Origin of the sequence: Ruminococcus sp. AF31-8BH (assembly GCF_003460605.1) — a bacterium.
GTDB classification, from domain to species: Bacteria; Bacillota; Clostridia; order Lachnospirales; family Lachnospiraceae; genus Blautia_A; species Blautia_A acetigignens.
Map to the genome: position 1 here is coordinate 51685 of NZ_QTVN01000007.1, position 22647 is coordinate 74331.

The 22647-nt window shown below is 41.8% G+C and carries 20 protein-coding genes and 2 pseudogenes; 16 read left to right on the plus strand and 6 right to left on the minus strand.

Annotation, left to right across the window (positions count from 1 at the left end):
• Positions 1 to 314: 314 nt before the first annotated feature.
• The 12 genes from DWZ38_RS10080 to DWZ38_RS10135 all read left to right on the plus strand — a co-directional run bounded on the left by DWZ38_RS10080 (position 315) and on the right by DWZ38_RS10135 (position 13308).
• A complete protein-coding gene (locus DWZ38_RS10080) occupies positions 315 to 1784 on the plus strand; it encodes an aminotransferase class V-fold PLP-dependent enzyme (protein WP_117852368.1) in 1470 nt (489 codons plus the stop codon).
• A gap of 5 nt (positions 1785 to 1789) precedes the next feature.
• The gene (gene speE, locus DWZ38_RS10085) at positions 1790 to 2644 is read left to right on the plus strand and encodes a polyamine aminopropyltransferase (RefSeq protein ID WP_021926739.1); all 855 of its coding nucleotides are present in this window, start codon (positions 1790 to 1792) and stop codon (positions 2642 to 2644) included.
• Positions 2645 to 2647: 3 nt separating this feature from the next.
• Positions 2648 to 3505: an agmatinase gene (gene speB / locus DWZ38_RS10090; RefSeq protein WP_117852370.1), complete on the plus strand. Its 858-nt coding sequence runs from the start codon at positions 2648 to 2650 to the stop codon at positions 3503 to 3505.
• Between the two features lie 66 nt (positions 3506 to 3571).
• A complete protein-coding gene (locus DWZ38_RS10095; protein WP_021926741.1) occupies positions 3572 to 4831 on the plus strand; it encodes a saccharopine dehydrogenase family protein in 1260 nt (419 codons plus the stop codon).
• The gene (locus DWZ38_RS10100) at positions 4831 to 6042 is read left to right on the plus strand and encodes a carboxynorspermidine decarboxylase (RefSeq protein ID WP_117852372.1); all 1212 of its coding nucleotides are present in this window, start codon (positions 4831 to 4833) and stop codon (positions 6040 to 6042) included. Before DWZ38_RS10095 ends, DWZ38_RS10100 begins: the two co-directional genes overlap by 1 nt.
• A gap of 159 nt (positions 6043 to 6201) precedes the next feature.
• The gene (locus tag DWZ38_RS10105) at positions 6202 to 7539 is read left to right on the plus strand and encodes a potassium transporter TrkG (protein ID WP_117852376.1); all 1338 of its coding nucleotides are present in this window, start codon (positions 6202 to 6204) and stop codon (positions 7537 to 7539) included.
• An 18-nt stretch (positions 7540 to 7557) separates the two neighbouring features.
• Entirely contained in the window at positions 7558 to 8205 is a 648-nt protein-coding gene (locus DWZ38_RS10110; RefSeq protein ID WP_021926744.1) for a TrkA family potassium uptake protein, read from the plus strand.
• A gap of 38 nt (positions 8206 to 8243) precedes the next feature.
• Positions 8244 to 8519, plus strand: a complete 276-nt coding sequence (locus tag DWZ38_RS10115) for a hypothetical protein (RefSeq protein WP_021926745.1) — start codon at positions 8244 to 8246, stop codon at positions 8517 to 8519.
• Between the two features lie 38 nt (positions 8520 to 8557).
• Positions 8558 to 10531, plus strand: coding sequence for an ATP-binding protein (locus DWZ38_RS10120; RefSeq protein WP_117852378.1), 1974 nt, complete (start codon positions 8558 to 8560; stop codon positions 10529 to 10531).
• Positions 10524 to 11237 (plus strand): response regulator transcription factor, encoded by a 714-nt coding sequence (locus tag DWZ38_RS10125; RefSeq protein WP_021926747.1) that lies wholly within the window; start codon positions 10524 to 10526, stop codon positions 11235 to 11237. Before DWZ38_RS10120 ends, DWZ38_RS10125 begins: the two co-directional genes overlap by 8 nt.
• A 152-nt stretch (positions 11238 to 11389) precedes the next feature.
• Positions 11390 to 11875, plus strand: coding sequence for a sigma-70 family RNA polymerase sigma factor (locus DWZ38_RS10130; protein ID WP_117852381.1), 486 nt, complete (start codon positions 11390 to 11392; stop codon positions 11873 to 11875).
• A complete protein-coding gene (locus DWZ38_RS10135) occupies positions 11872 to 13308 on the plus strand; it encodes a DUF4367 domain-containing protein (protein ID WP_117852384.1) in 1437 nt (478 codons plus the stop codon). Before DWZ38_RS10130 ends, DWZ38_RS10135 begins: the two co-directional genes overlap by 4 nt.
• A 70-nt stretch (positions 13309 to 13378) precedes the next feature.
• Here the strand turns inward: DWZ38_RS10135 and DWZ38_RS10140 are convergent, their stop codons facing one another.
• Positions 13379 to 14401 (minus strand): LacI family DNA-binding transcriptional regulator, encoded by a 1023-nt coding sequence (locus DWZ38_RS10140; protein WP_117852386.1) that lies wholly within the window; start codon positions 14399 to 14401, stop codon positions 13379 to 13381.
• 279 nt (positions 14402 to 14680) lie between these two features.
• Between DWZ38_RS10140 and DWZ38_RS10145 the strand changes: the two genes are divergently transcribed.
• Positions 14681 to 16672: a TIM-barrel domain-containing protein gene (locus DWZ38_RS10145; RefSeq protein WP_117852388.1), complete on the plus strand. Its 1992-nt coding sequence runs from the start codon at positions 14681 to 14683 to the stop codon at positions 16670 to 16672.
• Between the two features lie 216 nt (positions 16673 to 16888).
• Here the strand turns inward: DWZ38_RS10145 and DWZ38_RS23470 are convergent.
• Positions 16889 to 17083, minus strand: a pseudogene (locus DWZ38_RS23470) (DUF6783 domain-containing protein).
• On the opposite strand from DWZ38_RS23470, the pseudogene DWZ38_RS23475 reads away from it, so the two are divergent.
• Together DWZ38_RS23475 and DWZ38_RS10155 are read left to right on the plus strand one after the other, a co-directional pair.
• Positions 17033 to 17143, plus strand: a pseudogene (locus tag DWZ38_RS23475) (DUF6783 domain-containing protein); the annotation flags it as partial. The pseudogenes DWZ38_RS23470 and DWZ38_RS23475 overlap by 51 nt on opposite strands.
• Positions 17140 to 17292 (plus strand): hypothetical protein, encoded by a 153-nt coding sequence (locus DWZ38_RS10155; RefSeq protein WP_021924475.1) that lies wholly within the window; start codon positions 17140 to 17142, stop codon positions 17290 to 17292. The pseudogene DWZ38_RS23475 and the gene DWZ38_RS10155, both read left to right, overlap by 4 nt.
• Positions 17293 to 17344: 52 nt before the next feature.
• Here DWZ38_RS10155 and DWZ38_RS10160 read toward each other — a convergent pair whose 3' ends face one another.
• Entirely contained in the window at positions 17345 to 19036 is a 1692-nt protein-coding gene (locus tag DWZ38_RS10160) for a carbon starvation protein A (RefSeq protein WP_117852393.1), read from the minus strand.
• 294 nt (positions 19037 to 19330) lie between these two features.
• On the opposite strand from DWZ38_RS10160, the gene DWZ38_RS10165 reads away from it, so the two are divergent.
• Positions 19331 to 19828 carry a GNAT family N-acetyltransferase gene (locus tag DWZ38_RS10165; RefSeq protein ID WP_347519400.1) on the plus strand — a complete coding sequence of 166 codons (498 nt, stop codon included), beginning with the start codon at positions 19331 to 19333 and terminating at the stop codon, positions 19826 to 19828.
• 81 nt (positions 19829 to 19909) lie between these two features.
• Here the strand turns inward: DWZ38_RS10165 and DWZ38_RS10170 are convergent, their stop codons facing one another.
• The 3 genes from DWZ38_RS10170 to DWZ38_RS23485 form a co-directional block, all read right to left on the minus strand.
• Positions 19910 to 21712 (minus strand): diguanylate cyclase, encoded by a 1803-nt coding sequence (locus tag DWZ38_RS10170; RefSeq protein ID WP_117852395.1) that lies wholly within the window; start codon positions 21710 to 21712, stop codon positions 19910 to 19912.
• 106 nt (positions 21713 to 21818) lie between these two features.
• Entirely contained in the window at positions 21819 to 21983 is a 165-nt protein-coding gene (locus DWZ38_RS23480) for a hypothetical protein (RefSeq protein ID WP_243176641.1), read from the minus strand.
• 154 nt (positions 21984 to 22137) lie between these two features.
• The gene (locus tag DWZ38_RS23485) at positions 22138 to 22434 is read right to left on the minus strand and encodes an FtsX-like permease family protein (RefSeq protein ID WP_330608720.1); all 297 of its coding nucleotides are present in this window, start codon (positions 22432 to 22434) and stop codon (positions 22138 to 22140) included.
• Positions 22435 to 22647: the final 213 nt, after the last annotated feature.

The following is a 22647-nucleotide window of genomic DNA, read 5'->3' on the forward strand; positions in this document are numbered from 1 at the left end:
ATTTTATAAGTAGGTTCCTTTGATAACCGCGATGCGCCAGAAGCGCAGACTTGTGAAACGGTCAATAAGAGTAGTAAAAGTATAATTGCTATATAGACTCTGACACCCATGATCCAGAAGCATTATTTATGAAAACGAAAAGTACATCCTTTTCTTTTTATGTTGTAAATAAAGCAGATAAATACCGATCAAAACGCAGGTTTGTGGTTTAGTGCCCTTGCCCGCGCTTTTTTTATGTAATGAGAATTGTTTTATGGAATAGACTGCAGGATTGCTGATTGAGGGCTTAAGCAAAGGAAACCGGAAATGGAGGAATGATGATAGGAAGTCGTTTTAAACTGAACCAGAATCATGCACCTATACATGAAGCTCTGGAGACCTTTAGACGAATGAGAGTTGTGCCATTTGATGTTCCAGGACATAAGCGTGGAAGAGGTAATCCGGAGCTGACAGAGTTTCTTGGACAAAAATGTGTAGGGGTGGATGTTAACAGTATGAAGCCTCTGGACAACCTTTGTCATCCGGTCTCCGTAATACGGGAAGCAGAAGAGCTGGCAGCAGATGCTTTTGGCGCAGCACATGCATTTCTGATGGTAGGGGGTACAACAAGCTCTGTTCAGACAATGGTATTGACTGCCTGTAAGCGTGGAGATGAAATCATACTGCCGCGTAATGTTCACAGAAGCGTTTTAAATGCCCTTGTTCTGTGCGGCGCAATCCCTGTTTATGTAAATCCGGAAGTGGATCAAAGACTTGGAATATCCCTGGGAATGCGCAGGGAACAGGTTGAGAAGGCCATAAAAGAGCATCCCAAGGCAGTTGCAGTGCTGGTAAATAACCCGACCTATTATGGAATCTGCAGCGATCTTCGTGCCATTGTGAAGATGGCCCATGACGCAGGAATGCTGTGTCTGGCAGATGAAGCACATGGAACCCATTTTTATTTTGGCGGCGGGCTTCCGGTTTCTGCCATGGCAGCAGGTGCAGACATGGCATCTGTATCCATGCATAAGAGCGGAGGAAGTCTTACACAGTCAAGTCTTCTCCTTACAGGCCCGGGGGTACACGCAGGCTATGTGCGCCAGATCATTAACCTGACTCAGACCACCTCAGGAAGCTATCTTCTGATGTCAAGTCTTGATATTTCAAGAAGAAACCTTGCCCAGCGCGGCCGTCAGATCTTTCATCAGGTAGCCGATATGGCAGAATATGCCAGAGAGGAAATTAATGCAATCGGTGGCTATTATGCATTTGGAAAAGAACTGGTAAACGGAAATTCAGTTTTTGATTTTGACATTACCAAATTAAGTGTACATACACTGGACATCGGACTTGCCGGAATTGAGGTTTATGATATTTTGCGGGATGAATACGATATCCAGATAGAATTCGGTGATATCGGAAACATTCTTGCCTATCTTTCCATTGGTGACCGAGCCCAGGAGGTGGAACGGCTTGTAAGTGCACTTGCTGAAATCCGCAGACGTTTTCAGACAGACGGCTCTGGACTTTTAAGCCAGGAGTATATTGACCCACAGGTAATAACCAGCCCCCAGGAGGCTTTTTATGCGGATAAATGCAGCCTGCCTCTTCGGGAAACAGAAGGGAAGGTCTGCAGTGAATTTGTCATGTGCTATCCGCCTGGAATTCCCATTCTTGCACCTGGAGAGCGGATTACAGCAGAGATCCTGGATTATATTGAATATGCAAAAGCAAAGGGCTGCAATATGACAGGACCGGAGGACCCGGATATTTTGAGACTGAATGTTCTGAAAGGGAGGTAAAGGCAATGGAAATGTGGTTTTCAGAATTTCATACACCGGATGTGAAGCATAGCATTCGGGTAAACCGTCAGCTTTATTCGAAACAGAGTGATTATCAGAGAATTGATATTTTTGAGACACCGGAATTTGGCCGTGTGCTGACTTTGGATGGAAATGTAATGCTCACGGAGAGAGACGAATTTATTTATGATGAGATGATCACCCATGTGCCCATGGCAATCCATAAGGAGGCAAAGGATATCCTTGTAATTGGTGCCGGAGACGGCGGTGTTGTCCGTGAACTGACCAGATATGACAGAGTCAGACGCATTGACCTGGTAGAAATGGACCCTATGGTTGTGGAAGCCTGCCGCGCATATCTTCCCGGAAATGCATGCAGACTGGATGACAGAAGAGTACATCTTCATTACGAAAATGCACTGAAATTTATCAGAAGGTGTGAGGGAAAATACGACCTTATTATTGTAGATTCCTCCGATCCCTTTGGACCCTCTGAAGGACTTTTTACCCGTGAATTTTATGGGAACTGTTACAATGCACTAAAGGACGACGGAATTATGGTAAATCAGCAGGGAAGTCCCTTCTATACCGAGGATGCACATGCCATGCAGCGCAGCCACAAGAAAATTGCCAGTACCTTCCAGATCAGCCGTGTTTATCAGGCACATATCCCCACATTTGCTGCAGGCTACTGGTTGTTTGGATTTGCAAGCAAAAAATATCATCCGGTAGATGACCTGGATCCTGAGGCATGGAATGCATTAAATCTTCGCACACGTTACTATACAACAAGACTTCATAAAGGAGCATTTTATCTTCCTGCATTTCTGGAGGAGATGCTAAAAGAAGTGGAGGAATAACATATGATCCGACCTAACGTAGAAACCTTTATCGGCTGTGAAAGCAGCTTTGAGGAAGCATCTGTAGTTCTTTACGGGGCACCGTTTGATTCCACAACAAGCTTTCGCCCGGGTGCCAGATTTGGTCCGTCAGCCATGCGCCATGAAAGCTTTGGCCTTGAGACCTACAGTCCCTATCAGGACAGAGACCTTATGGATATCCGGGTATTTGACAGCGGAGATCTGGAGCTTTGCTTTGGAAGCAGTGAAATGGCTCTTTTGGATATAGAAAAGAGAGCAAAGGAAATATTAAAGGCAGATAAGCTCCCGCTGCTGCTGGGAGGGGAGCATCTGGTGACCTTAGGGGCGGTACGGGCTGTCTTTGAGAAATATCCGGATCTTCATATGATTCATTTTGACGCACATGCAGATCTAAGAGATGATTATCTGGGAGCAAGGCTAAGCCATGCCTGCGTGCTGCGAAGATGCCACGACCTTTTGGGAGACAACCGCATTCATCAGTTCTGCATCAGAAGCGGTGAGAGAGAAGAATTTCAGTTTGCCAGATCCCATACGGATTTTCATCCATTTACCTTTGATGGTTTGAAGGAGACCGTGAGGGAGCTGACGGAGATAAAGGCTCCGGTATATTTTACAATTGATCTGGACTGTCTGGATCCATCAGCATTTCCGGGCACAGGAACACCGGAGGCAGGAGGGGTAAGCTTCCTTGAGCTTCTTGCTGCCATCCGTACGGTTTCCCAGACAAATATAGTGGGGGCAGACGTTAATGAACTGGCACCTATGCTGGATGTAAGTGGTGTTTCCACTGCAACAGCATGTAAGGTTCTTAGAGAGCTGCTTCTGGCAATTACAGAATAAATCAATAATATGTAAACAAAAGCTGTTGAAAAACAGTTATATATCAATATGAAAAGGAGAATGATTATGAGCAGAGTACTTGTAATCGGCTGCGGAGGAGTAGCCAGTGTAGCAATTCAGAAATGTTGTCAGGCAGATGAGGTATTTACGGAGCTGTGTATTGCAAGCCGTACAAAGGAAAAATGTGATGCACTTGCAGAAAAATTAAAGGGAAAGACAAAGACTGTTCTTACTACAGCCAAGGTTGATGCAGATGATGTGGAGCAGCTGATCCAACTGATCAATGGTTATAAACCGGATCTGGTTATGAACATTGCACTTCCTTATCAGGATCTGACCATCATGGATGCATGTCTGGCCTGTGGCGTAAATTATATGGACACAGCGAATTATGAGCCGGAGGATACCGATGATCCAAAGTGGCGTGCCATTTATGAAAAACGCTGTAAAGAAGAGGGATTTTCCGCTTACTTTGACTATTCCTGGCAGTGGGCATATCGTAAAAAATTCGAAGATGCAGGGCTTACCGCACTGCTTGGCTGCGGATTTGATCCAGGCGTTACACAGGCATACTGCGCTCATGCATTAAAGCATGAATTTGACCAGATTGATACGATTGACATTCTGGACTGCAACGGCGGAGACCATGGATATGCATTTGCCACAAACTTTAACCCGGAAATCAATCTTCGTGAAGTAAGTGCACCGGGAAGCTACTGGGAAGACGGACACTGGGTGGAAATCCCGCCGATGGCAATTAAGAGAGAATATAACTTTGACCAGGTAGGAGACAAGGACATGTACCTGCTCCATCATGAGGAAATTGAGTCTCTTGCAAAAACAATTCCAGGTGTAAAACGGATTCGTTTCTTTATGACCTTTGGACAGAGCTATCTGGATCACATGCGCTGTCTTGAGGATGTGGGCATGCTTTCCACAACCCCGATCCAGTACAATGGACAGGAAATTGTCCCCATTCAGTTTTTGAAGGCACTGCTTCCGGATCCTGCAAGCCTTGGACCACGTACAAAGGGTAAAACAAACATTGGCTGTATCTTTACCGGCGTAAAGGATGGAAAAGAAAAAACCTATTATATTTATAATGTATGCGATCATCAGGAATGCTATCATGAGGTTGGAAGTCAGGCAATCAGCTATACAACAGGTGTTCCGGCAATGTGCGGCGCACTTATGATGCTGACCGGGAAATGGATCAAACCAGGTGTATATACAGTAGAAGAATTTGATCCGGATCCGTTCCTGGAGGCTCTTGATCAGTATGGTCTGCCACGCAGCGAAAGCCATAATCCGAAGCTGGTAGACTGATGGAAGGATTGGATAAAAGAGCACCATTTACAGCAGCCGGCGGAAGCATTCCGCCGGAATTCCGAAACATAAAAACACCCTGCTATATCCTGGATGAAAAAGCACTTATAAAAAACGCAAAGCTTCTTGGTAAAGTGGCGAAGGAGACAGGCTGTAAGATGCTTCTGGCACAGAAGGCCTTCAGCAATTATGACTGTTACCGCTTTTTTGAGCCGTATCTTGCAGGCACAGAGGCCAGCGGACTGTTTGAGGCAAGGCTTGGTGCAGAGGAAATGCCCGGAAAAGAGGTACATGTATTTTGTGCCGGCTATCGGGCTGATGAATTTGAGGAGCTGCTTCATTATGCAGATCATATTGTGTTTAATTCTCCCTCTCAGCTTCTTCGTTTTGGCTTGATGGCGAAAAAAGCAGGGAAAAGCGTGGGGCTTCGGATCAATCCGGAATGCTCTACCCAGGAAGGACACGCGATTTATGATCCCTGTGCACCGGGAAGCCGCATGGGCACCACAAGAGCTCAGTGGGACGAAGCAATTTTAAAGAATCCGGAGCTTTTGGATTTACTGGATGGCATTCATTTTCACACTCTCTGCGAACAGGACTCGGATGATCTGGAGAAAACCCTTGCTTCTGTAAAGAAGAAGTTTGGCGATCTGGTATCCCGGATGAAGTGGATCAATTTTGGCGGCGGCCATCATATTACAAGACCGGGATATGACATTGAACGACTTAAGCGATGTATTCAGATGGCAAAAGAGGAATGGAATGTAGAGGTTTATCTGGAACCGGGGGAAGCGTGGGCATTAAATGCCGGATTTCTTCTGACCAGTGTGCTGGATGTCTTGAAAAACGGAAAGACACAGCTTGCGATTGTAGATGCCAGCGCAGCCTGTCACATGCCGGATGTACTGGAAATGCCCTATCGTCCGCCGCTTCTTGGAGCTGATGAGAGGGAAGAGGGAATTACCGTCCGGCTGGGAGGTCCCACCTGTCTGTCAGGAGATGTGATCGGAGACTATAAATTTGGTCAGCTTCCTAAATATGGAGATCTTCTTATGTTGGGAGATATGGCCATTTATACCACCTGCAAGAACAATACCTTTAACGGAATGCCATTACCTGATATCTGGCTCAGACAAGCCGATAACACTATGGTGCAGCTTACAGATTTTGATTATACAGATTTTAAAGGAAGACTTGGAAGGCGCAGATAGCGCCTTCTTTTTTTTATTTGTACTTTAATGATTTGATTTTTTACACATCTTTATACAATCTTAATACGAAATCAGATACTCTTATACCATCTTTAAGGGCAATTATATATAATGGGATGCAACAAAAAAGTAATTGTTCGTAAGGAGTTCTGATTATTTATGCCGAAAAAATCATATAAGAAAAAACATCTGACATCTTTTCAGCTGATAATTCTGGGATTTGCAGGAGTGATCCTTTTGGGAAGCTTTCTTCTGATGCTTCCCTTTTCATCTGTTGATAGAACACTGACTCCGTTTCATGAGGCTCTTTTTACAGCCACTTCGGCGGTATGTGTTACAGGGCTTGTTGTGAAGGATACCGGAAGCTACTGGTCGGTGGCAGGCCAGACGATTATTCTTATGCTCATACAAATAGGCGGACTTGGAGTGGTAACTGTAGCTGCATCCGTTTCCCTTCTCTCCGGTAAAAAAATATCCCTCATGCAAAGAAGCACCATGCAGGATGCAATTTCTGCGCCTAAGGTTGGTGGAATCGTCAGATTGACAAGGTTTATTTTAAAGGGAACATTTTTGATTGAGGCTGCCGGGGCATTGTTTCTGCTGCCGGTTTTTTTACCGGATTACGGGGGAAGGGGAATCTGGCTGTCCGTCTTTCATTCCATCTCCGCTTTTTGCAATGCAGGATTTGATATTCTGGGAACCGCTGCCAATCCCTTTCCTTCCCTGACCGGGTATTCTGCAAATGCCCTTGTAAATGTGGTAATTATGCTTCTGATCGTCATAGGAGGAATCGGTTTTCTCACCTGGGATGATATTTATATAAACAAACTGAATTTTAAACGCTACCGCATGCAAAGCAAGATTATTCTTATGACTACCGCATGCCTGATTTTGTTTCCTGTTGTTTTCTTTTTCACCTGCGATCTGAAAAATTTATCCACAGGAAACCGTTTATTGGCTGCGGCGTTCCAATCGGTAACTACAAGAACTGCCGGATTTAATACCATTGACATTTCAAAGATGAGTGAACCCTCAAAGGCAGTTATGATATTGCTAATGCTGATCGGCGGTTCGCCTGGTTCTACAGCAGGTGGAATGAAAACCACAACATTTACAGTTCTTGTTTTAAATGCAATTGCCACATTCCGAAGTCAGGAAAATGCAGGGGCCTTTGGACGAAGACTGGAATATCATGTGATAAAAAATGCAGCAACAATCGCCATGCTTTATTTTGTATTGTTTTTTTGCGGCGGGCTTGCAATCAGTATATATGAAGAGCTTCCTCTTTTAGACTGCCTGTATGAGTCTGCTTCAGCTGTGGGAACAGTAGGACTTACATTGGGAGTTACGCCAAAGCTTCATGTTTTTTCACAAATTGTGCTGATTATACTAATGTATCTGGGACGTGTAGGTGGCCTGACCCTGATTTATGCGGTGCTTTCCAGAAAAAACAGGGGGAACGCAAAGCTGCCTGTGGAGAAAATAACAGTTGGATAAGAAGGAGAAAATAAAATTATGAAAAGTGTATTGCTTATTGGACTTGGAAGATTTGGAAGACATATTGCCATGCAGTTAAGCCAGCTGGGTCATGAAATCATGGCGGTTGACTGGAATGAAGAAAGGGTAGACAAAGCATTGCCATTTGTGACCAATGCGCAGATCGGTGACAGTACCAATGCTGAATTTTTGCGTTCCCTTGGAATTGGAAATTACGATATCTGCTTTGTGACCATTGGAGGAAGCTTTCAGAATTCCCTTGAAACCACTTCACTTTTGAAGGAACTGGGAGCAAAACTGGTAATATCCAGAGCTGAACGTGATGTTCAGGAAAAGTTCCTTTTGCGAAACGGTGCCGACAAGGTGGTTTATCCGGAAAAGCAGGTTGCAAAATGGGCCTCTATCCGTTACACAGATGACCATATCCTCGATTATATGGAGGTGGATGCTTCCCACGCAATTTTTGAGGTGGAGGTGCCGGAAGAATGGGTTGGAAAAACAGTAGGAGAGCTGGATATCCGAAAACGCTACAACATTAATATTCTGGCAGTAAAAAATGAAGGAGAATTCGGTATTGCAATTTCACCGGATACGTATTTTGAAGAGCATAATAAACTGCTGGTGTTAGGAGAATACAGGGCACTTCAGAAGTGCTTCCGCATATAGTCATTTGTTATAAAGATGTTGCTATAGAGGTGAAGACAATGGCAGAAGGAATATTGACAATTACTGTATTTTGTATGTTTGGACTTGGATTTTATATTGCAAATAAAGCAGATCAGTTTTGGGGCGAAATTCAGGAAAATACGGAAGAAAAGCAGCATTTATCAAAGATATTGTTTTTGAATACTCTTTCGGATGAAGAATTGTTAAGAGAGATTCATGAGTGTAAAATTGAATATAAGGAAGCTGAAATTATAATTTTTGATGCACAGTCCAGGGATGAAAAAAAGGATTTTGACCATAATACAGTTGCATGATATAATTGCAAAAAAGGCAGAAAAAGGGAGCAGGCCGGATGAGCTTAATAACAGAGAAGAATAACATAAATTCAGAGGAACATATCCTTGTTTGTTTGTCAGCAGCACCCTCCAATAAAAAAATAATAGATACAGCGACCAAAATGGCAGAAGGGCTGCAGGCGCGTTTCACCGCCCTGTATGTGCAAACTGGTACAAAAGCAGAAGCCATGGATAAAGAAAGGCTGGAAGAGCATATCCGGTATGCAGAAAAGCTGGGAGCAGAAATCGTAATGACTCATGGGGAAAACATACCGGTACAGATTGCAGAGTATGCCAGGCTGTCCAATGTTACCAAAATCGTGATCGGACAAAACAATGCCAGACGAAATCACTTTTTCAGCAGGATGACTCTGACAGAAAAGCTGATTGAGCTTGTACCGGACATTGATATCCATATTATCCCGGATGCAGTCAAAACCAAAACCTATCAGAAACGGCCATTTGCATGGTATATGGAAAAACCATCTGCAAGGGATTATTTCCTGACGGCTTTTATATTTGCAGTGTGTACCCTGATTGGTCTTTTGTTTCAGAAGCTGAATTTCACAGATACAAATATTGTAACCATATACATTCTGGGAGTTTTGCTTACCTCCATTGTGACAGATGGCTATCTTTGCAGTGTGGCAGGCTCTTTCTTAAGCGTTTTTTTATTCTGTTTTTTCCTGACAGAACCAAGGATGTCTTTTCAGACCTATGCTGTGGGTTATCCCGTGACCTTTCTCATAACGCTTATTTCATCTGTGCTTACAGGGGCACTTGCAGCAAAGCTGAAAACACATGCAAAGCTTTCCGCACAGCTTGCCTTTCGCACGCAGATTCTCTTTGATACAGATCGCTTGCTGCAAAAGGCAAAAGGAGAAAGAGAAATTCTTGATGTTACCTGTACACAGCTTCTTCGTCTTCTGAACCGTAATATTACAGCATATGTAGTAGAAAATAACGCTTTATCAGAGGGAAAGCTTTTCTCCGGGGCAGAAGAGGACACAGAAGACTTCCTGACAAAAGAAGAGCAGCAGATAGCCAGATGGACCTATGAAAACAGGCAGCGTGCCGGTGCATCCACACATCATTTTCCACAGGCCAAATGCTTATATCTGGCAATTCGAAGCGGGAACAATGTTTACGGTGTAATTGGAATACCGCTGCAAAAGGAAACATTGGATTCTTTTGAATACAGCATCCTGCTGTCTGTGATAAATGAATGTGCGCTTGCAATGGAAAACGCACAAAATGCCATGGAAAAAGAGAAAAATGCAGTGATAGCCAAAAATGAACAGCTGCGGGCAGATCTTCTTCGGGCAATTTCCCATGATCTTCGAACTCCCCTTTGCTCCATTTCAGGCAATGCAGATATGCTTCTTAGCAACAGCGAACGCCTGGACGAAGCTACAAAGCACCAGATTTATACGGACATCTATGATGATTCCGAATGGCTGATCGGAGTTGTGGAGAATCTGCTTTCCATTACCAGGCTAAATGATGGGAGACTGAAATTTAAATTTTCAGATCAGCTTTTAGATGAGGTGATTGCAGAATCCCTGCGGCATATCAGCAGGAAACATGATGACTATAAAATTGTATCCGATTGCGAAGAGCTTGTTCTTGCACGTATGGATGTCCGCCTGATCATTCAGGTTCTGGTAAATCTAATTGACAATGCCATAAAATATACGCCGCCGGGTACAGTCATCTGCATTCAGGGAACAAAAACAGATGGAAAAGCGCAGATCAGCGTAAAAGACAATGGCCCCGGAATCCCAGACGAAATGAAGCCGCATATTTTCCAGATGTTTTATACCGGGAAAACAACAGTTGCGGACAGTCACCGAAGTCTGGGACTTGGCCTGGCACTTTGCCACTCTATTATAGAAGCCCATGACGGAACTCTGATACTGACTGACCATGATCCTCATGGATGTAATTTTACTTTTACTTTACCCTTAAGTGAGGTGACTTTAAATGAATAAAGCATTAATTCTGGTGGTTGAGGATGACAGACCTATAAGAAACCTGATCATTACTACATTAAAGACACATGATTATAAATATCTGGCAGCAGAAAACGGCTCATCGGCCATTCTGGAAGCGTCCTCCCATCATCCGGATATTGTTCTTCTGGATCTTGGACTTCCTGATATGGAAGGCGTAGAGGTGATAAAAAAAATCCGTACCTGGTCCAACATGCCGATTATTGTGATCAGTGCCAGAAGTGAGGATACAGATAAAATTGAAGCTCTGGATGCAGGTGCGGACGACTATATTACGAAACCATTTTCCGTAGAGGAATTACTTGCGCGTATTCGCGTTACACAAAGGAGACTTGCAATCACGCAGACAGGTGAACAGCCGGAAACCTCTGTTTTTACAAATGGTGAATTGAAGATAGATTACAGCGCCGGCTGTGCATATCTGAAGGACGAAGAATTACATCTGACACCCATCGAATATAAGCTGCTCTGTCTTTTATCCCGTAATGTAGGAAAAGTACTGACGCACACTTATATTACCCAGCAGATCTGGGGACGGTGCTCCGAAAATGACATTGCCTCCCTTCGCGTTTTTATGGCAACACTGCGAAAAAAACTGGAACGGGAAAAAAATGGGATGCAATATATCCAGACGCATATTGGAATTGGGTATCGTATGATTAATAAAAGCCATTTCGCCGGATGATATTCTGTGATATGATTCCCCTTAAGCAGACAAGGTAAATAACCAAAATCTGCTTAAGGGGATTTTTTTTCTGAAATCAGGGATATTTTTGGTTTTTATCCGTCTAATCTATGTAAATAAAAAAGCTGGCCGGCATGAAAGGTGGTAACGAATTGACAAAAGAAGAACTTGGACAGTTGATTCTTTCTTCAGAACGACAACTATATGCAACTGCAAAAACAATCCTTGCGGATGATCAGGATTGTGCCGATGCAATACAGGAATCAATTGTAAAAGCATTTACAAAAATTCATACATTAAAAAAGGATCGTTACGCAAAAACATGGCTGATACGAATACTGATCAACGAATGCTATAACATTGCGAGGCAAAAGAAAATGAGTGAGCAGTTAGATGAGTCCTATGTTGAAAATCTGACCTGGCACGAGGAACATTATGACTACAGCGAGCTTTATAAAGCAGTCAATACCCTTAAGGAAGAACTGAGAGTACCGGTTATTTTGTACTACATGGAAGAATTCAGTGTAAAAGAGGTTGCACAGATTCTTGACATATCAGAAGGCGCGGTACAAAAGAGACTTGCAAGAGCCAGGGAAAAACTAAAAAAAGTCGTTCAATTAGAGGAGATATTTGCATGAGATTAGACGGATTAAAAAATGATTTGCCGGAAACACCGGATTTTATTCACAATATGATACAGGAAGAGGTTGCAAGACAGACAAAAATAACGAATATGGTTCCAATGAAAAAGAGACACAAATATAAATGGAAAATGGGACATGCTGCAGCTGTTGCGTTAATTTGTATAATGGGAACATCTGCGGCAGCCTATGCAGGAACCAAGCTGTATTACATGTATTTGGAGCATAGGGGGGAATATAGTGTTGCCACAGGAATTAATGTGGACGAAGGCGCAAAGAAGACAAAGCTTCCCAAAGAAATAAAAGATATAGAAATTTCAGCCGGATATATTCCTGAGGGAATGGAATGGATGGATGACTACAAGCTAAGTTATTCGGACACACCATACCTGGGCGGTATTTCCATATCCTCTGTGCTTATAGATCAGGATGATCTGGGCAAGACATGGATCGATAAAGGGGTTATTGAAAGCGAAGAACTGACCTTTGGTGAACATGAGGGCGTATATGTGAAGCTGTTGGACCTGAAACAGGACAAATCCTTTGATAAACGGATATATCTGTTTTATCCGGAAGAATATCGGGTATTCACTATTTACTTTGGCGATGATGTTACAAAGGAAGATGCCATTAAATTTGCTGAAAATATGACCATCACAGAGAAAGAAGACCTAATTGAAACAAAGGGACTGCAAACCTGGAGTGATATGGTAAATCCTGTGGCAGATACAGGCGAAATCAGAAACAAAGTTGCGGAGGATCAGATCACCATAAATGGCATTGGGGATACCATGGCGTTAGAAGCAATGTATGAGGATACAGAAGGAAATACGGATATTTCCGATGGGATTTCGGTTTGTGCAGACAGCATTCAGGTTTTGGATAACCTTAGCGTACTTGAGGGAGCAGACATTCCGGAAGAATGGAAAACGGCTGTTACAGGTGATGGCAAGCTCAAACAGAACCATTTATCTTATGTTAAATCCGGTGACGGAGAAAATACATTGGACAAAGTTGTAGACGAAGCAGCTGTAAATCAGAAGCTGGTTTATGCACAGGTTACCTATACCAACAATACAGATGCTGAAATGAGAAATATTTTATATCATGGCAGCCTGGTGACAATCAAACATGAAAACGGTTCGTACAGGATTTATCTCCCATCTGAAGAGCCTGGTGATGGCTACGATTATTACATGGAAGATGGCGTGGCAAAAACAGGCTCCATGACATATTGCAGTGCGGTGGAAGATTATGGAAACGGCGGCAATTATATTGGAGCATTGGCTCCGGGAGAATCTGTTCAGGTGGTGATGGCATGGATCGTGGATGAAACGGACCTGGATAACCTGTATCTGAATCTGAATTCAGATGGCGGCTTTGTTGAATTTACAGATTCAATGCTAAAGGGAGGACTGGTTTCCTTCTAAATCATAAAGCTGGTGCCGGATTTTATAATAGTCCGGCATCGGCTTTTTGACCTTTTGCCCCTGGTATCTTCTATATGGAGTCGCGGGCTATCAGTATTACATCCAGAAGAGCCTCTTTCCCTGTATATGCAGCTGGATTTTCAATTGCTTTTAAAAGCTCTGAAACAGCCAGCTCAGCTTTTTTCTCCATGTCCTGGTGAATGGTAGTAAGCCTTGGAACTGTAAGACGGGCATATGTAATATCGTCAAATCCCGCAATTCCAATATCTGCAGGAATGCAAACACCTCTGGTGGCAAGATAACTGATAGCCTCTATTGCATAAAAATCAGACAGAAAAAAGACCGCAGTTTTTTGAGGAAAAGGAATCCGTCGTATTAATTGCTGATAGAAGCTTTCTCTGGTGAGAGTGGTTTCTCCGATATTGATAAAACGGATTTTTTTGCTGCTGTTTTTTTCTGTAAGCCTGGCAAACATTTCTCTTGCCCCGTTCCAGCGTGTCTGATCAATACCATAATCACTGGTTGCACAGACAAAGATATCGTGATAGCCACATCCCAGAATATATTCGATCATACGGGAACCGCCGGTGAAATCATCCAAACCAATGTTAGTTACAAAAGGGCTGCCCTGAGAGCTTCCATAGGCATCAATAGAAATAACTGGCTTGTGAATCAGAGACCAGATCTTATTGCAGTCATTTCGAGAAAAGGATAAGGCAACAACACCATCAATATTCCATGCCATTACAGTGTGGAAAACTTTATTTACATCATCTGTAGAATACAGCATGATATAATATCCCTGCATTTGCAGCTTTTCTTCAATAAATCCGATGATTTTCCCATAAAATGGATCAGATATTATAGAATTTTCATATTTTCTATGTGCATGTATGACCAGAGCAATCATTCTGGAGCTGGTGTTATTTAATACGTTCAGTCCTAATTTTTGCACATATCCCATTTCCTGAATCAATTTTTCAATTAATTCTATTGTAGCAGGAGACACCTTCTTTGTCTTTCCGTGAATTACATTTGATACTGTAGTAGTACTTACTCCGGCACGATTTGCAATATCTTTGATTGTTGTCATATAAATACTTCCTATAATTGATTTATCAAATTATAACAAAGCTTTTGGCGCTTGTCAAAAGTACACAAAAACAAAAATATTCTATTATACATTAAGTAGGTTATATACATAACCTATTGACGAATGACAAACATGATGATATGTTTATTTTACATAAGTTATGTACATAACTTAGTGAAAATTATGGATAGCCTGCGATTTCAGATAAATTACTGTTAAGACCCCATAAAGTAAGAGTCTGCAGAATTTGTTCTGAAGCCAGATGAAAGGAAGAATGAGATGATCAGAAAATACCGATATGGCACGCCATTTGATACAGAGGCCTTGATTAAGAATGTTGACAGCGCGAATGGAGAATTTCCCTACGGAAAAATCAGTCTGGACAATGGCTTTGATTTTACATATATAATGGATGAGGATGATATCGTCTATGGGCTTGGAGAAGCGAACCGTGGAATCAACAAAAGAGGATATTGTTATATCAGCAATTGTACAGATGAGCCCAATCATACGGAAGACAAGCGCTCTTTGTATGGCGCACATAACTTTATCATTATAAGCGGCAAAACTACATTTGGTCTGTTTTTCGATTATCCATCAGCAATTACCTTTGACATCGGATACACCAGAATGGATACCTTAAAGGTTTCTTGTGGAGCGGCTGACCTGGATGTATATGTGCTTGAAGGGGAGTCTGCCTATGACATTGTGAAGCAGTTTCGTCATGTAATCGGACGCAGCTACATTCCTCCGAAATTTGCTTTTGGTTTCGGCCAGAGCAGATGGGGCTACACTACAATGGAAGATTTTCGCAAGGTGGCAGCAGGATACCGTGAGAATCATATCCCATTAGACATGATCTATATGGATATTGATTATATGGATGCTTATAAGGACTTCACCGTAAACCCGGAAAATTTCCCTGATTTTCCTGCATTTGTAAAGGAAATGAAAGAACAGGATCTTTATCTGATCCCTATCATTGATGCTGGTGTGAAGGTTGAAAATGGCTATGATGTTTACGAGGAAGGGGTAGAAAACCGTTACTTCTGTCAGAGAGAGGACGGAAGTGACTTCGTTGCGGCAGTATGGCCTGGGGATACCCATTTTCCAGACGTTCTAAATCAGGATGCCAGAAGGTGGTTCGGGGACAAATACCGTATTCTTATTGACCAGGGCATCGAAGGTTTCTGGAACGACATGAACGAGCCGGCTATTTTTTATTCCTCTGAGGGACTGGAAGAGGCAAAAAAGCTTGCCGGAGAATTTGCACAGGATCAGGATGGCAGGATTCATGTCTGGGAAATGCAGGGCAAACTAAACGGGATTGCCAATAATTCAGAGGATTACTGTAGATTTTATCACAATGTAAATGGTGAAAAGATCCGTCATGATAAGGTACACAATCTCTTCGGCTATAACATGACAAGAGCAGCCGGAGAAGCCTTCCGGCGTATTGATCCGCAAAAGCGCTTCCTGATGTTTTCCAGATCCTCCTATATCGGAATGCACCGCTACGGTGGAATCTGGATGGGAGATAACAAGTCCTGGTGGTCACATATTCTTCTGAACCTGAAAATGCTTCCGTCTTTGAATATGTGCGGCTTTTTGTATACAGGTGCGGATCTTGGAGGATTTGGTGCAGATACAACCAGAGATCTGGTGCTTCGCCATATGGCACTTGGTGTGTTTACGCCTCTTATGCGAAACCATGCAGCTCTTGGAACAAGAGAGCAGGAATGCTACCAGTTTGAGGATATTGAGGATTTTCGCAATGTTGTAAATGTCAGATACCGCCTGGTACCGTATCTGTACAGTGAGTACATGAAGGCTGCATTAAATGATGATATGTATTTTAAACCTCTTGGCTTCGTTTACCCGGATGACAAGATGGCGGTCCGGATAGAGGATCAGCTGATTCTTGGAAACGAGATTATGATCGCTCCTGTTTACCAGCAGAATGCAAGAGGACGATACGTATATCTGCCTGAGGAAATGAAGTTTGTAAAATTCCTTGCCGATGGAACTATTTCGGAAGAGGTTCTGCAAAAAGGTGTTCATTATGTAGACATTGCATTAAATGAGGTTCCTCTCTTTATCCGCAATCACAAATGTATCCCTGTTGCTGAAGCCGCCCAGTGCGTAAAGGACATTGACACAGCAAAGCTGCAGCTTCTTGGCTATGATGGCAGCAGCTATCTTCTGTACGAGGATGATGGAATCCATAAGGAATATGAAAACCCGGAGAATTACAGGAAATTAACAAAATAAGCAGGTGCTTAGTGAAGCAGTTGTTACCAGGACGTGAGTTCACAATGTATATTCATCGCAGGTCGTCGCAACACTTCGCCGAGCTAACTGCCAACTGCGACTAAACATCTCAGGAGAGCCTTCGATGTTAAGTCTTCGTAGACAGTGGATCTCGTCTCCGTTAAGAGCGCTCCTGAAATGACCTGCTCACGAATATACATTGTGAACTCACTGGTTTCATCTACTGCAGATGCAATCTGCTGGCAACAAGCTTGAAAAAAGCATATGTCCGCTATTATGGCGAACTGCTCTAGAGCGTGTTTGAAAAATCATTCCCACAATCTGCACGCCCCACTTTGCGGTATATTTTGCCCGAATTCAGTTGCCGTAGCCCGCTACGGCGCCCTCATCCGGACAAAATCTCCCACAAATTGTGACGCACATCTTGCAGAAAGCCTTTTTCAAACACGCTCTAGGAGGTGGAAAGAATGAATTGGAAAGAATTATGGATGACACTTTTTGGAACCTGTGAATGGCTCGGACTCAATATGGGATTCTGGGTATCTATGGCTGCTGTGCTGCTGATTGTGATTATCATGAATGCCATATTCTGGGGAATGAAAACAAACCGCTGCAAATAGCTGCAGCGGTTTGTTTGAAGAAATCTGTCAGTCTATGCTGATTTTACTGATTTTACTGCTTTTTAACCTCTGGTTTTTCCAAAAGCTTTTTAATACCCTGGATTGCTACCAGTACGCCAAGTATTAACAGCAGGACTGCAAATATCAGCTGTAAAGAATTTCCAAGATCAAGACCGGTGGTAACAAATGCCTTGGAAAGCTTTACAATTGTCATGCCAAGTGCTGTAAAGGTTACTGCCATCATGAATACCATTGGAACCCAGAGCATCCAGCCCTGACGTTTTGTCTTCTTTAAAAATACTGCACAGGCTACAAGCGCAAGCACAGATAACAGCTGGTTTGCAGAACCAAACAATGGCCAGATTTCTGCGTAACCCACTTTTGTAAGCAGATAGGCCAGTACAAGTGTGATAATCGTTGCAAAATATTTATTAGTCATCACCTTTAAAAACGGGTTCATATTTTCTTCATCTGTATCAGAATCAAGGAAAAACTCCTGGAAAGAGAGACGTCCTACTCGTGCTACAGAGTCAAGTGATGTCAGTGCAAATGCAGATACGGCAAGGTTAATTAATGTAAACACTAATGAATGGGACAAACCAATTACAGAAAGGAAATTTGCAATTGCACCTGCAAAAATCTGCGGCTGGGTTGTCAGTCCTTGTGCTGCCGCCTCACCATCTGCAAAAGATGCTACTGCAATCAGTGCGATGATGGCAAGCATGCTTTCCATGAGCATTGCGCCAAATGAAACAGGGAGCATGTTCTTTTCATTTTTTATCTGTTTGGATGCAGTACCTGAGGATACCAGGGAATGGAACCCAGAAACCGCACCACAGGCAATGGTTACGAATAGAATCGGAAACATATACTGTCCATCAACATTAAAGCTTGTAAAAGCTTTTAGATTACAGGAAGGATTAGCAACAAATACACCAATTACCGCACCCACAATCATAAAAATAAGCAGATAACTGTTCAGATAATCACGTGGCTGAAGCAATGCCCATACAGGTGCAACACTGGCTACCAGGATGTATGCAAATATAATAAGGTGCCAGGTTCCAAGACTTATATACATCGGGAATTTAAGTCCCAGTGCAATTGCGGCTACCAGTAATACAATCGCAAATGCTGTATTGATCCATTTATTGAATCTTGTGTATTTCAGGAAAAATCCAAGTCCAACAGCTTCTATTATGAATAACATGGAGGTAGTTGCGACAGCTCCGTTTGCGGCTACCTTTGTAACTTCGCCTGCGTCGTTTGCGGCAAATCCATTAAAGGTTCCTGCTACTACGTCTGCGAATGCTGCAACAACCAGAATACAGAACAACCAGCAGAATAAAAGGAATAATTTTTTTCCTAATTTTCCAATATATGCTTCGATGATATACCCGATTGTACGTCCTTTGTTCTTTACAGATGCATACATGGAAGCAAAATCCTGAACTGCACCAAAAAATACACCGCCAATCAGAATCCACAGCATAACTGGAAGCCAACCAAAAATTGCAGCCTGGATAGGTCCGTTGATCGGGCCTGCACCTGCAATTGAGGCAAACTGATGTCCGAATACAACATTAGTATCTGCAGGTACATAATCAACTCCGTCCTCCATCTCATATGCCGGAGTTTTTGCTTTTGGATCAATTCCCCATTTGTTCTGCAGATAGCGGCCATACAGAAGATATGCGCCACCCAGAACTACAATGGCAATCACCATCATCATAATTCCACTCATAATCTTTCTCCTCGTCTTTCTTTGAATATAGAATATATTAAAAACGCCCTTGTTATCCAACGGATAATAAAGGCGGAAATTTTCTTTATTAATTATCTAATGTTTTACTACTTTTTTTATAAAAATTCAAGAAGTATTTTGTATATGATTGATAATTTTACTCTAATGTTTTTGTGGAATTTTTCAATAAAAAGAATTAAGAGAAAAAATGGGAATGAACAGATTTGAGTTTTGGTTGTGAAATAGAAGAAATGAGATTAAAATAAGGAATCGGAGCAGGAGACGAAATTGTTTTTGGAAGAGATTAGAAGGAGCAAAAAAATGATCATCAGAAAAGCAGAAGAAAAAGACATTCCGAGAATTATTGAACTGTTGGGACAGGTGCTGCAGATTCATGCAGACATAAGACCTGATATTTTTATTCCCGGTACTACAAAATATACAGCAGACGAACTGACTGAGCTTTTAAAAAACGAAAAAAATCCAATATATGTTGCCGCCAATGAAGCTGATATTTGTGTAGGATATGCATTTTGTCAATTACGGGAACAACCTTTTTCAAATAATATGGTGCCGTTTAAATCCCTTTTTATAGATGACCTGTGTGTGGACCAACAAGCACGAGGACAGCATATCGGTGAAAGATTATTCGAACATGTAAAAAATGAGGCAAAGCAAAAGGGATGCTATGAAGTAACCTTGAATGTATGGACAGGAAATATTTCAGCAGAAAAATTCTATGAAAAGATGGGAATGAAAACAAAAGAAAAACAGATGGAATATATTTTATAAATTGCAAAAAAAGGCATTGATAAATCAAAACATAACAAATAAAGTCGGTGCGGGATTTTCATATCCTGTACCGACTTTATTTCAATTTGTGATATTTCCTGCTGTTCGCTTTGAAAATTTATCGCTGTAAGAAAATTTATCGCTGTAATGAATGTGCATGTCTTTCCAGTCCATAAACATTACATAAAATACTCTGCCGTATTGTTGATTCTCTACGATTCTGCCATGGTCAAGCACAGAAAGATAGGATCCGTCAGCTTTCCGAAGATGAAAATGAATATAGTCATTTTCATTGCCATTATCAATCTGCTCCCAGATGCTTGCTTCGATCTGCTGTCGTTCATCTTCCCGGATCAGGTTGCGGAAGCTTCTCTTTGTAAGCCTAAAAAGTTCTTCCATATCTTTATATCCGGTCATATGGAGAAACTCATGGTTTGCATAGAAAAGCTCATCCTCTTTTTTATCCGCTTTGTAAATAATAAATGCACCCGGAAGGTGTTCAGAGATATCCTTAAGTGCAAATCCAAGCTGCTTGCGAACTCTTGATTGAAGTCCTTCTTTGTATGCCATACATCCATTTTTTCCATGGAGCTTAACTTCATAAAGTGCCGCATCTGCACAGCGCATGAGCTGTAAACAGTTTGATGCAAAGTCCGGATATTCCGCATATCCAAGAGAAATATAAAATGGATGTTCTTGCCCATTGCATGAGAATGTCTTTGGAATCCTGGTAAATTGCTGAAGCTGCTTCGCAGCGGCTTCACAGGCATTGTTTTGCAGAAGAATGCAAAATTCATCACCGCCGTTTCTGCCCAGCAACGCATCAGATGGAAAAAATGCTTTCATACTATCGGCCAGACTCTTTAATGCTTTGTCTCCATAGGCATGTCCATAGATATCATTAATTAATTTAAAGTCATCTATATCAAGGAATGCGGCTATGAAATGCGCTTTGGGATTTTCTGAAATCATCTTCTCTGCTAATTCATTAAATCCATAGCGGTTGTAAATATTTGTAAGAGAATCTATGTGTGCCAGTATTTGAAATTTGTTTTTGTTTTCCTTAGATACTAACCATACCCTGGTAAGACCTGACAGAAGTAAGACAATAGAGGCAAAAAATCCGCTGGTTAAAGCTATAAATGCAGTATTTTGCCATCCACCTTCAGGCATTACCTCAAATTTCCAGTTTTCCTCACCTATTGTAAAATCATAAGAAACAGGATGAATTATTGAGCCATCTGACTGATAAACAACTTCATAAGTGTTATCCCAGGGAGCGACTGTTTTTGAAAGCTTATATTCATAGCCAAAGTCTGAGAGTGCACTGATCGAGTCCGAAAAAATATCTGGAACACGTAAAATAACAATAGTAAACCCCCAGAAATATTCCTGACCATTGTCATCCTTCAGATAAACCGGATTACGGACAGCAAGTCCATAGCCACCTTGCTTCAACTCGAAGGGACATTGTGTGATCAGGGTATGGTTATCTCTGGCATAACAGGAAATTTCTTGGCGGTCTTTATCATGGAGCAGGTCAATCTTACCTGCCTCATTTCCTTCGGCAGGATAAATATCTGTCACAACACCATTGGGAGCGAGCTGAATACTTTCAATGGAGTCAGACATAATATTCTTTGCAACCGTATCAAACTGATTAAGCTCTCCATCTTCACTGATCAAAATCTGTTTCAGAACATCCGTAATTTCTATTCCATTTGTAATTTCATTTTTTATACGTTCACCATAAGTAGTTGCATTTAATTGTGCCGTTGTGTGTTTTTGTTCTTCCTCATGGGCATTTGTTTTGTATACAATGAAACTGATAAGACATATGCCCAGCAAAAAAACGATAAAAGGCACAAGTGTTTTTTTCTTCATTTACTTCACCTCGTGTTATACACCGTATATTAGATAACAAAGCATTATAGCATAGAAATTAAAAAATGGAATAAAATTTTCGTAAAAAATAAAATATTTTTTGGGGTCATTCTACATTTTTCAGAGCTTCATCCATTGGAATTTTACGGATTCTGCGGTATTCAAGAAGTGACACAGCTGCATAAGTTCCTATACCTATTACGAACATTTCCAGATAAATCTTTGGATCGATCCAAAGTGCAATCCATCCTGAAACACTTGTCAGCATCATTTCCCTAAATAGAATCTCCATGACTGCTTTTTCAATGGGAAAACTTAATAAAAGCCAGAGAACTACCACGACCGATGTTGACCAGATGTATAATCTGCTGATTTCGCCATTTTGCTATCGGTACAAGGGTTGTCATCCAAAAAGCGTCTGCATTTCATATTGTCACATAAGTCGGCAGGCTATAGCTTCCATAATACATAGAGGCACACACATTCTTCATTACGGTGTATCCCGGAATATTTCCGATCAATGCTCCGAACAGGGTAATGATCACAGGAAGTGTCATATAATGCCTGATAAGTTCACCCTTTGTATAGCCGGATGCGCGCAGTGTTCCGATCACACCTGCTTCCTTTCGAATCGTATTGCTGATTGTAATTCTAAAGACAAAAGCCATAATTACTATGACAATATAAAGAAGCACGATCATCATAGCTTTGTCACTTCCCATATCTTCCCCGGTAAAGTTGATTGCCTGATTCTGATAGCGTGGGACAAAGGCTTCCTATGTTTTTGAAGATGTGATATACTTTATTTCGCTAATCTGAACTTAACTGAATGACATTGATTATGGAATATTTCTTCTTTTATTAGTGATGAAATATCGAATTTTAATACAGATTTATATTATCAAAATCCAGACTATCTGGAATGGTCGTATCGT

Excerpts from the sequence above, each read along its gene's own strand:
- DWZ38_RS23480 (WP_243176641.1), bottom strand. The coding sequence starts at position 21,983 with ATGATGCTGACAAGTGTTTCAGGATGGATTGCACTTTGGATCGATCCA.
- DWZ38_RS10145 (WP_117852388.1), top strand. The coding sequence starts at position 14,681 with ATGATCAGAAAATACCGATATGGCACGCCATTTGATACAGAGGCCTTG.
- DWZ38_RS10110 (WP_021926744.1), top strand. The coding sequence starts at position 7,558 with ATGAAAAGTGTATTGCTTATTGGACTTGGAAGATTTGGAAGACATATT.
- DWZ38_RS10135 (WP_117852384.1), top strand. The coding sequence starts at position 11,872 with ATGAGATTAGACGGATTAAAAAATGATTTGCCGGAAACACCGGATTTT.
- DWZ38_RS10125 (WP_021926747.1), top strand. The coding sequence starts at position 10,524 with ATGAATAAAGCATTAATTCTGGTGGTTGAGGATGACAGACCTATAAGA.
- DWZ38_RS10140 (WP_117852386.1), bottom strand. The coding sequence starts at position 14,401 with ATGACAACAATCAAAGATATTGCAAATCGTGCCGGAGTAAGTACTACT.
- DWZ38_RS23485 (WP_330608720.1), bottom strand. The coding sequence starts at position 22,434 with ATGGGAAGTGACAAAGCTATGATGATCGTGCTTCTTTATATTGTCATA.
- DWZ38_RS10080 (WP_117852368.1), top strand. The coding sequence starts at position 315 with ATGATGATAGGAAGTCGTTTTAAACTGAACCAGAATCATGCACCTATA.
- DWZ38_RS10105 (WP_117852376.1), top strand. The coding sequence starts at position 6,202 with ATGCCGAAAAAATCATATAAGAAAAAACATCTGACATCTTTTCAGCTG.
- speB (WP_117852370.1), top strand. The coding sequence starts at position 2,648 with ATGATCCGACCTAACGTAGAAACCTTTATCGGCTGTGAAAGCAGCTTT.
- DWZ38_RS10115 (WP_021926745.1), top strand. The coding sequence starts at position 8,244 with ATGGCAGAAGGAATATTGACAATTACTGTATTTTGTATGTTTGGACTT.
- DWZ38_RS10120 (WP_117852378.1), top strand. The coding sequence starts at position 8,558 with ATGAGCTTAATAACAGAGAAGAATAACATAAATTCAGAGGAACATATC.
- DWZ38_RS10095 (WP_021926741.1), top strand. The coding sequence starts at position 3,572 with ATGAGCAGAGTACTTGTAATCGGCTGCGGAGGAGTAGCCAGTGTAGCA.
- DWZ38_RS10170 (WP_117852395.1), bottom strand. The coding sequence starts at position 21,712 with ATGAAGAAAAAAACACTTGTGCCTTTTATCGTTTTTTTGCTGGGCATA.
- DWZ38_RS10100 (WP_117852372.1), top strand. The coding sequence starts at position 4,831 with ATGGAAGGATTGGATAAAAGAGCACCATTTACAGCAGCCGGCGGAAGC.
- DWZ38_RS10160 (WP_117852393.1), bottom strand. The coding sequence starts at position 19,036 with ATGAGTGGAATTATGATGATGGTGATTGCCATTGTAGTTCTGGGTGGC.
- speE (WP_021926739.1), top strand. The coding sequence starts at position 1,790 with ATGGAAATGTGGTTTTCAGAATTTCATACACCGGATGTGAAGCATAGC.
- DWZ38_RS10155 (WP_021924475.1), top strand. The coding sequence starts at position 17,140 with ATGAATTGGAAAGAATTATGGATGACACTTTTTGGAACCTGTGAATGG.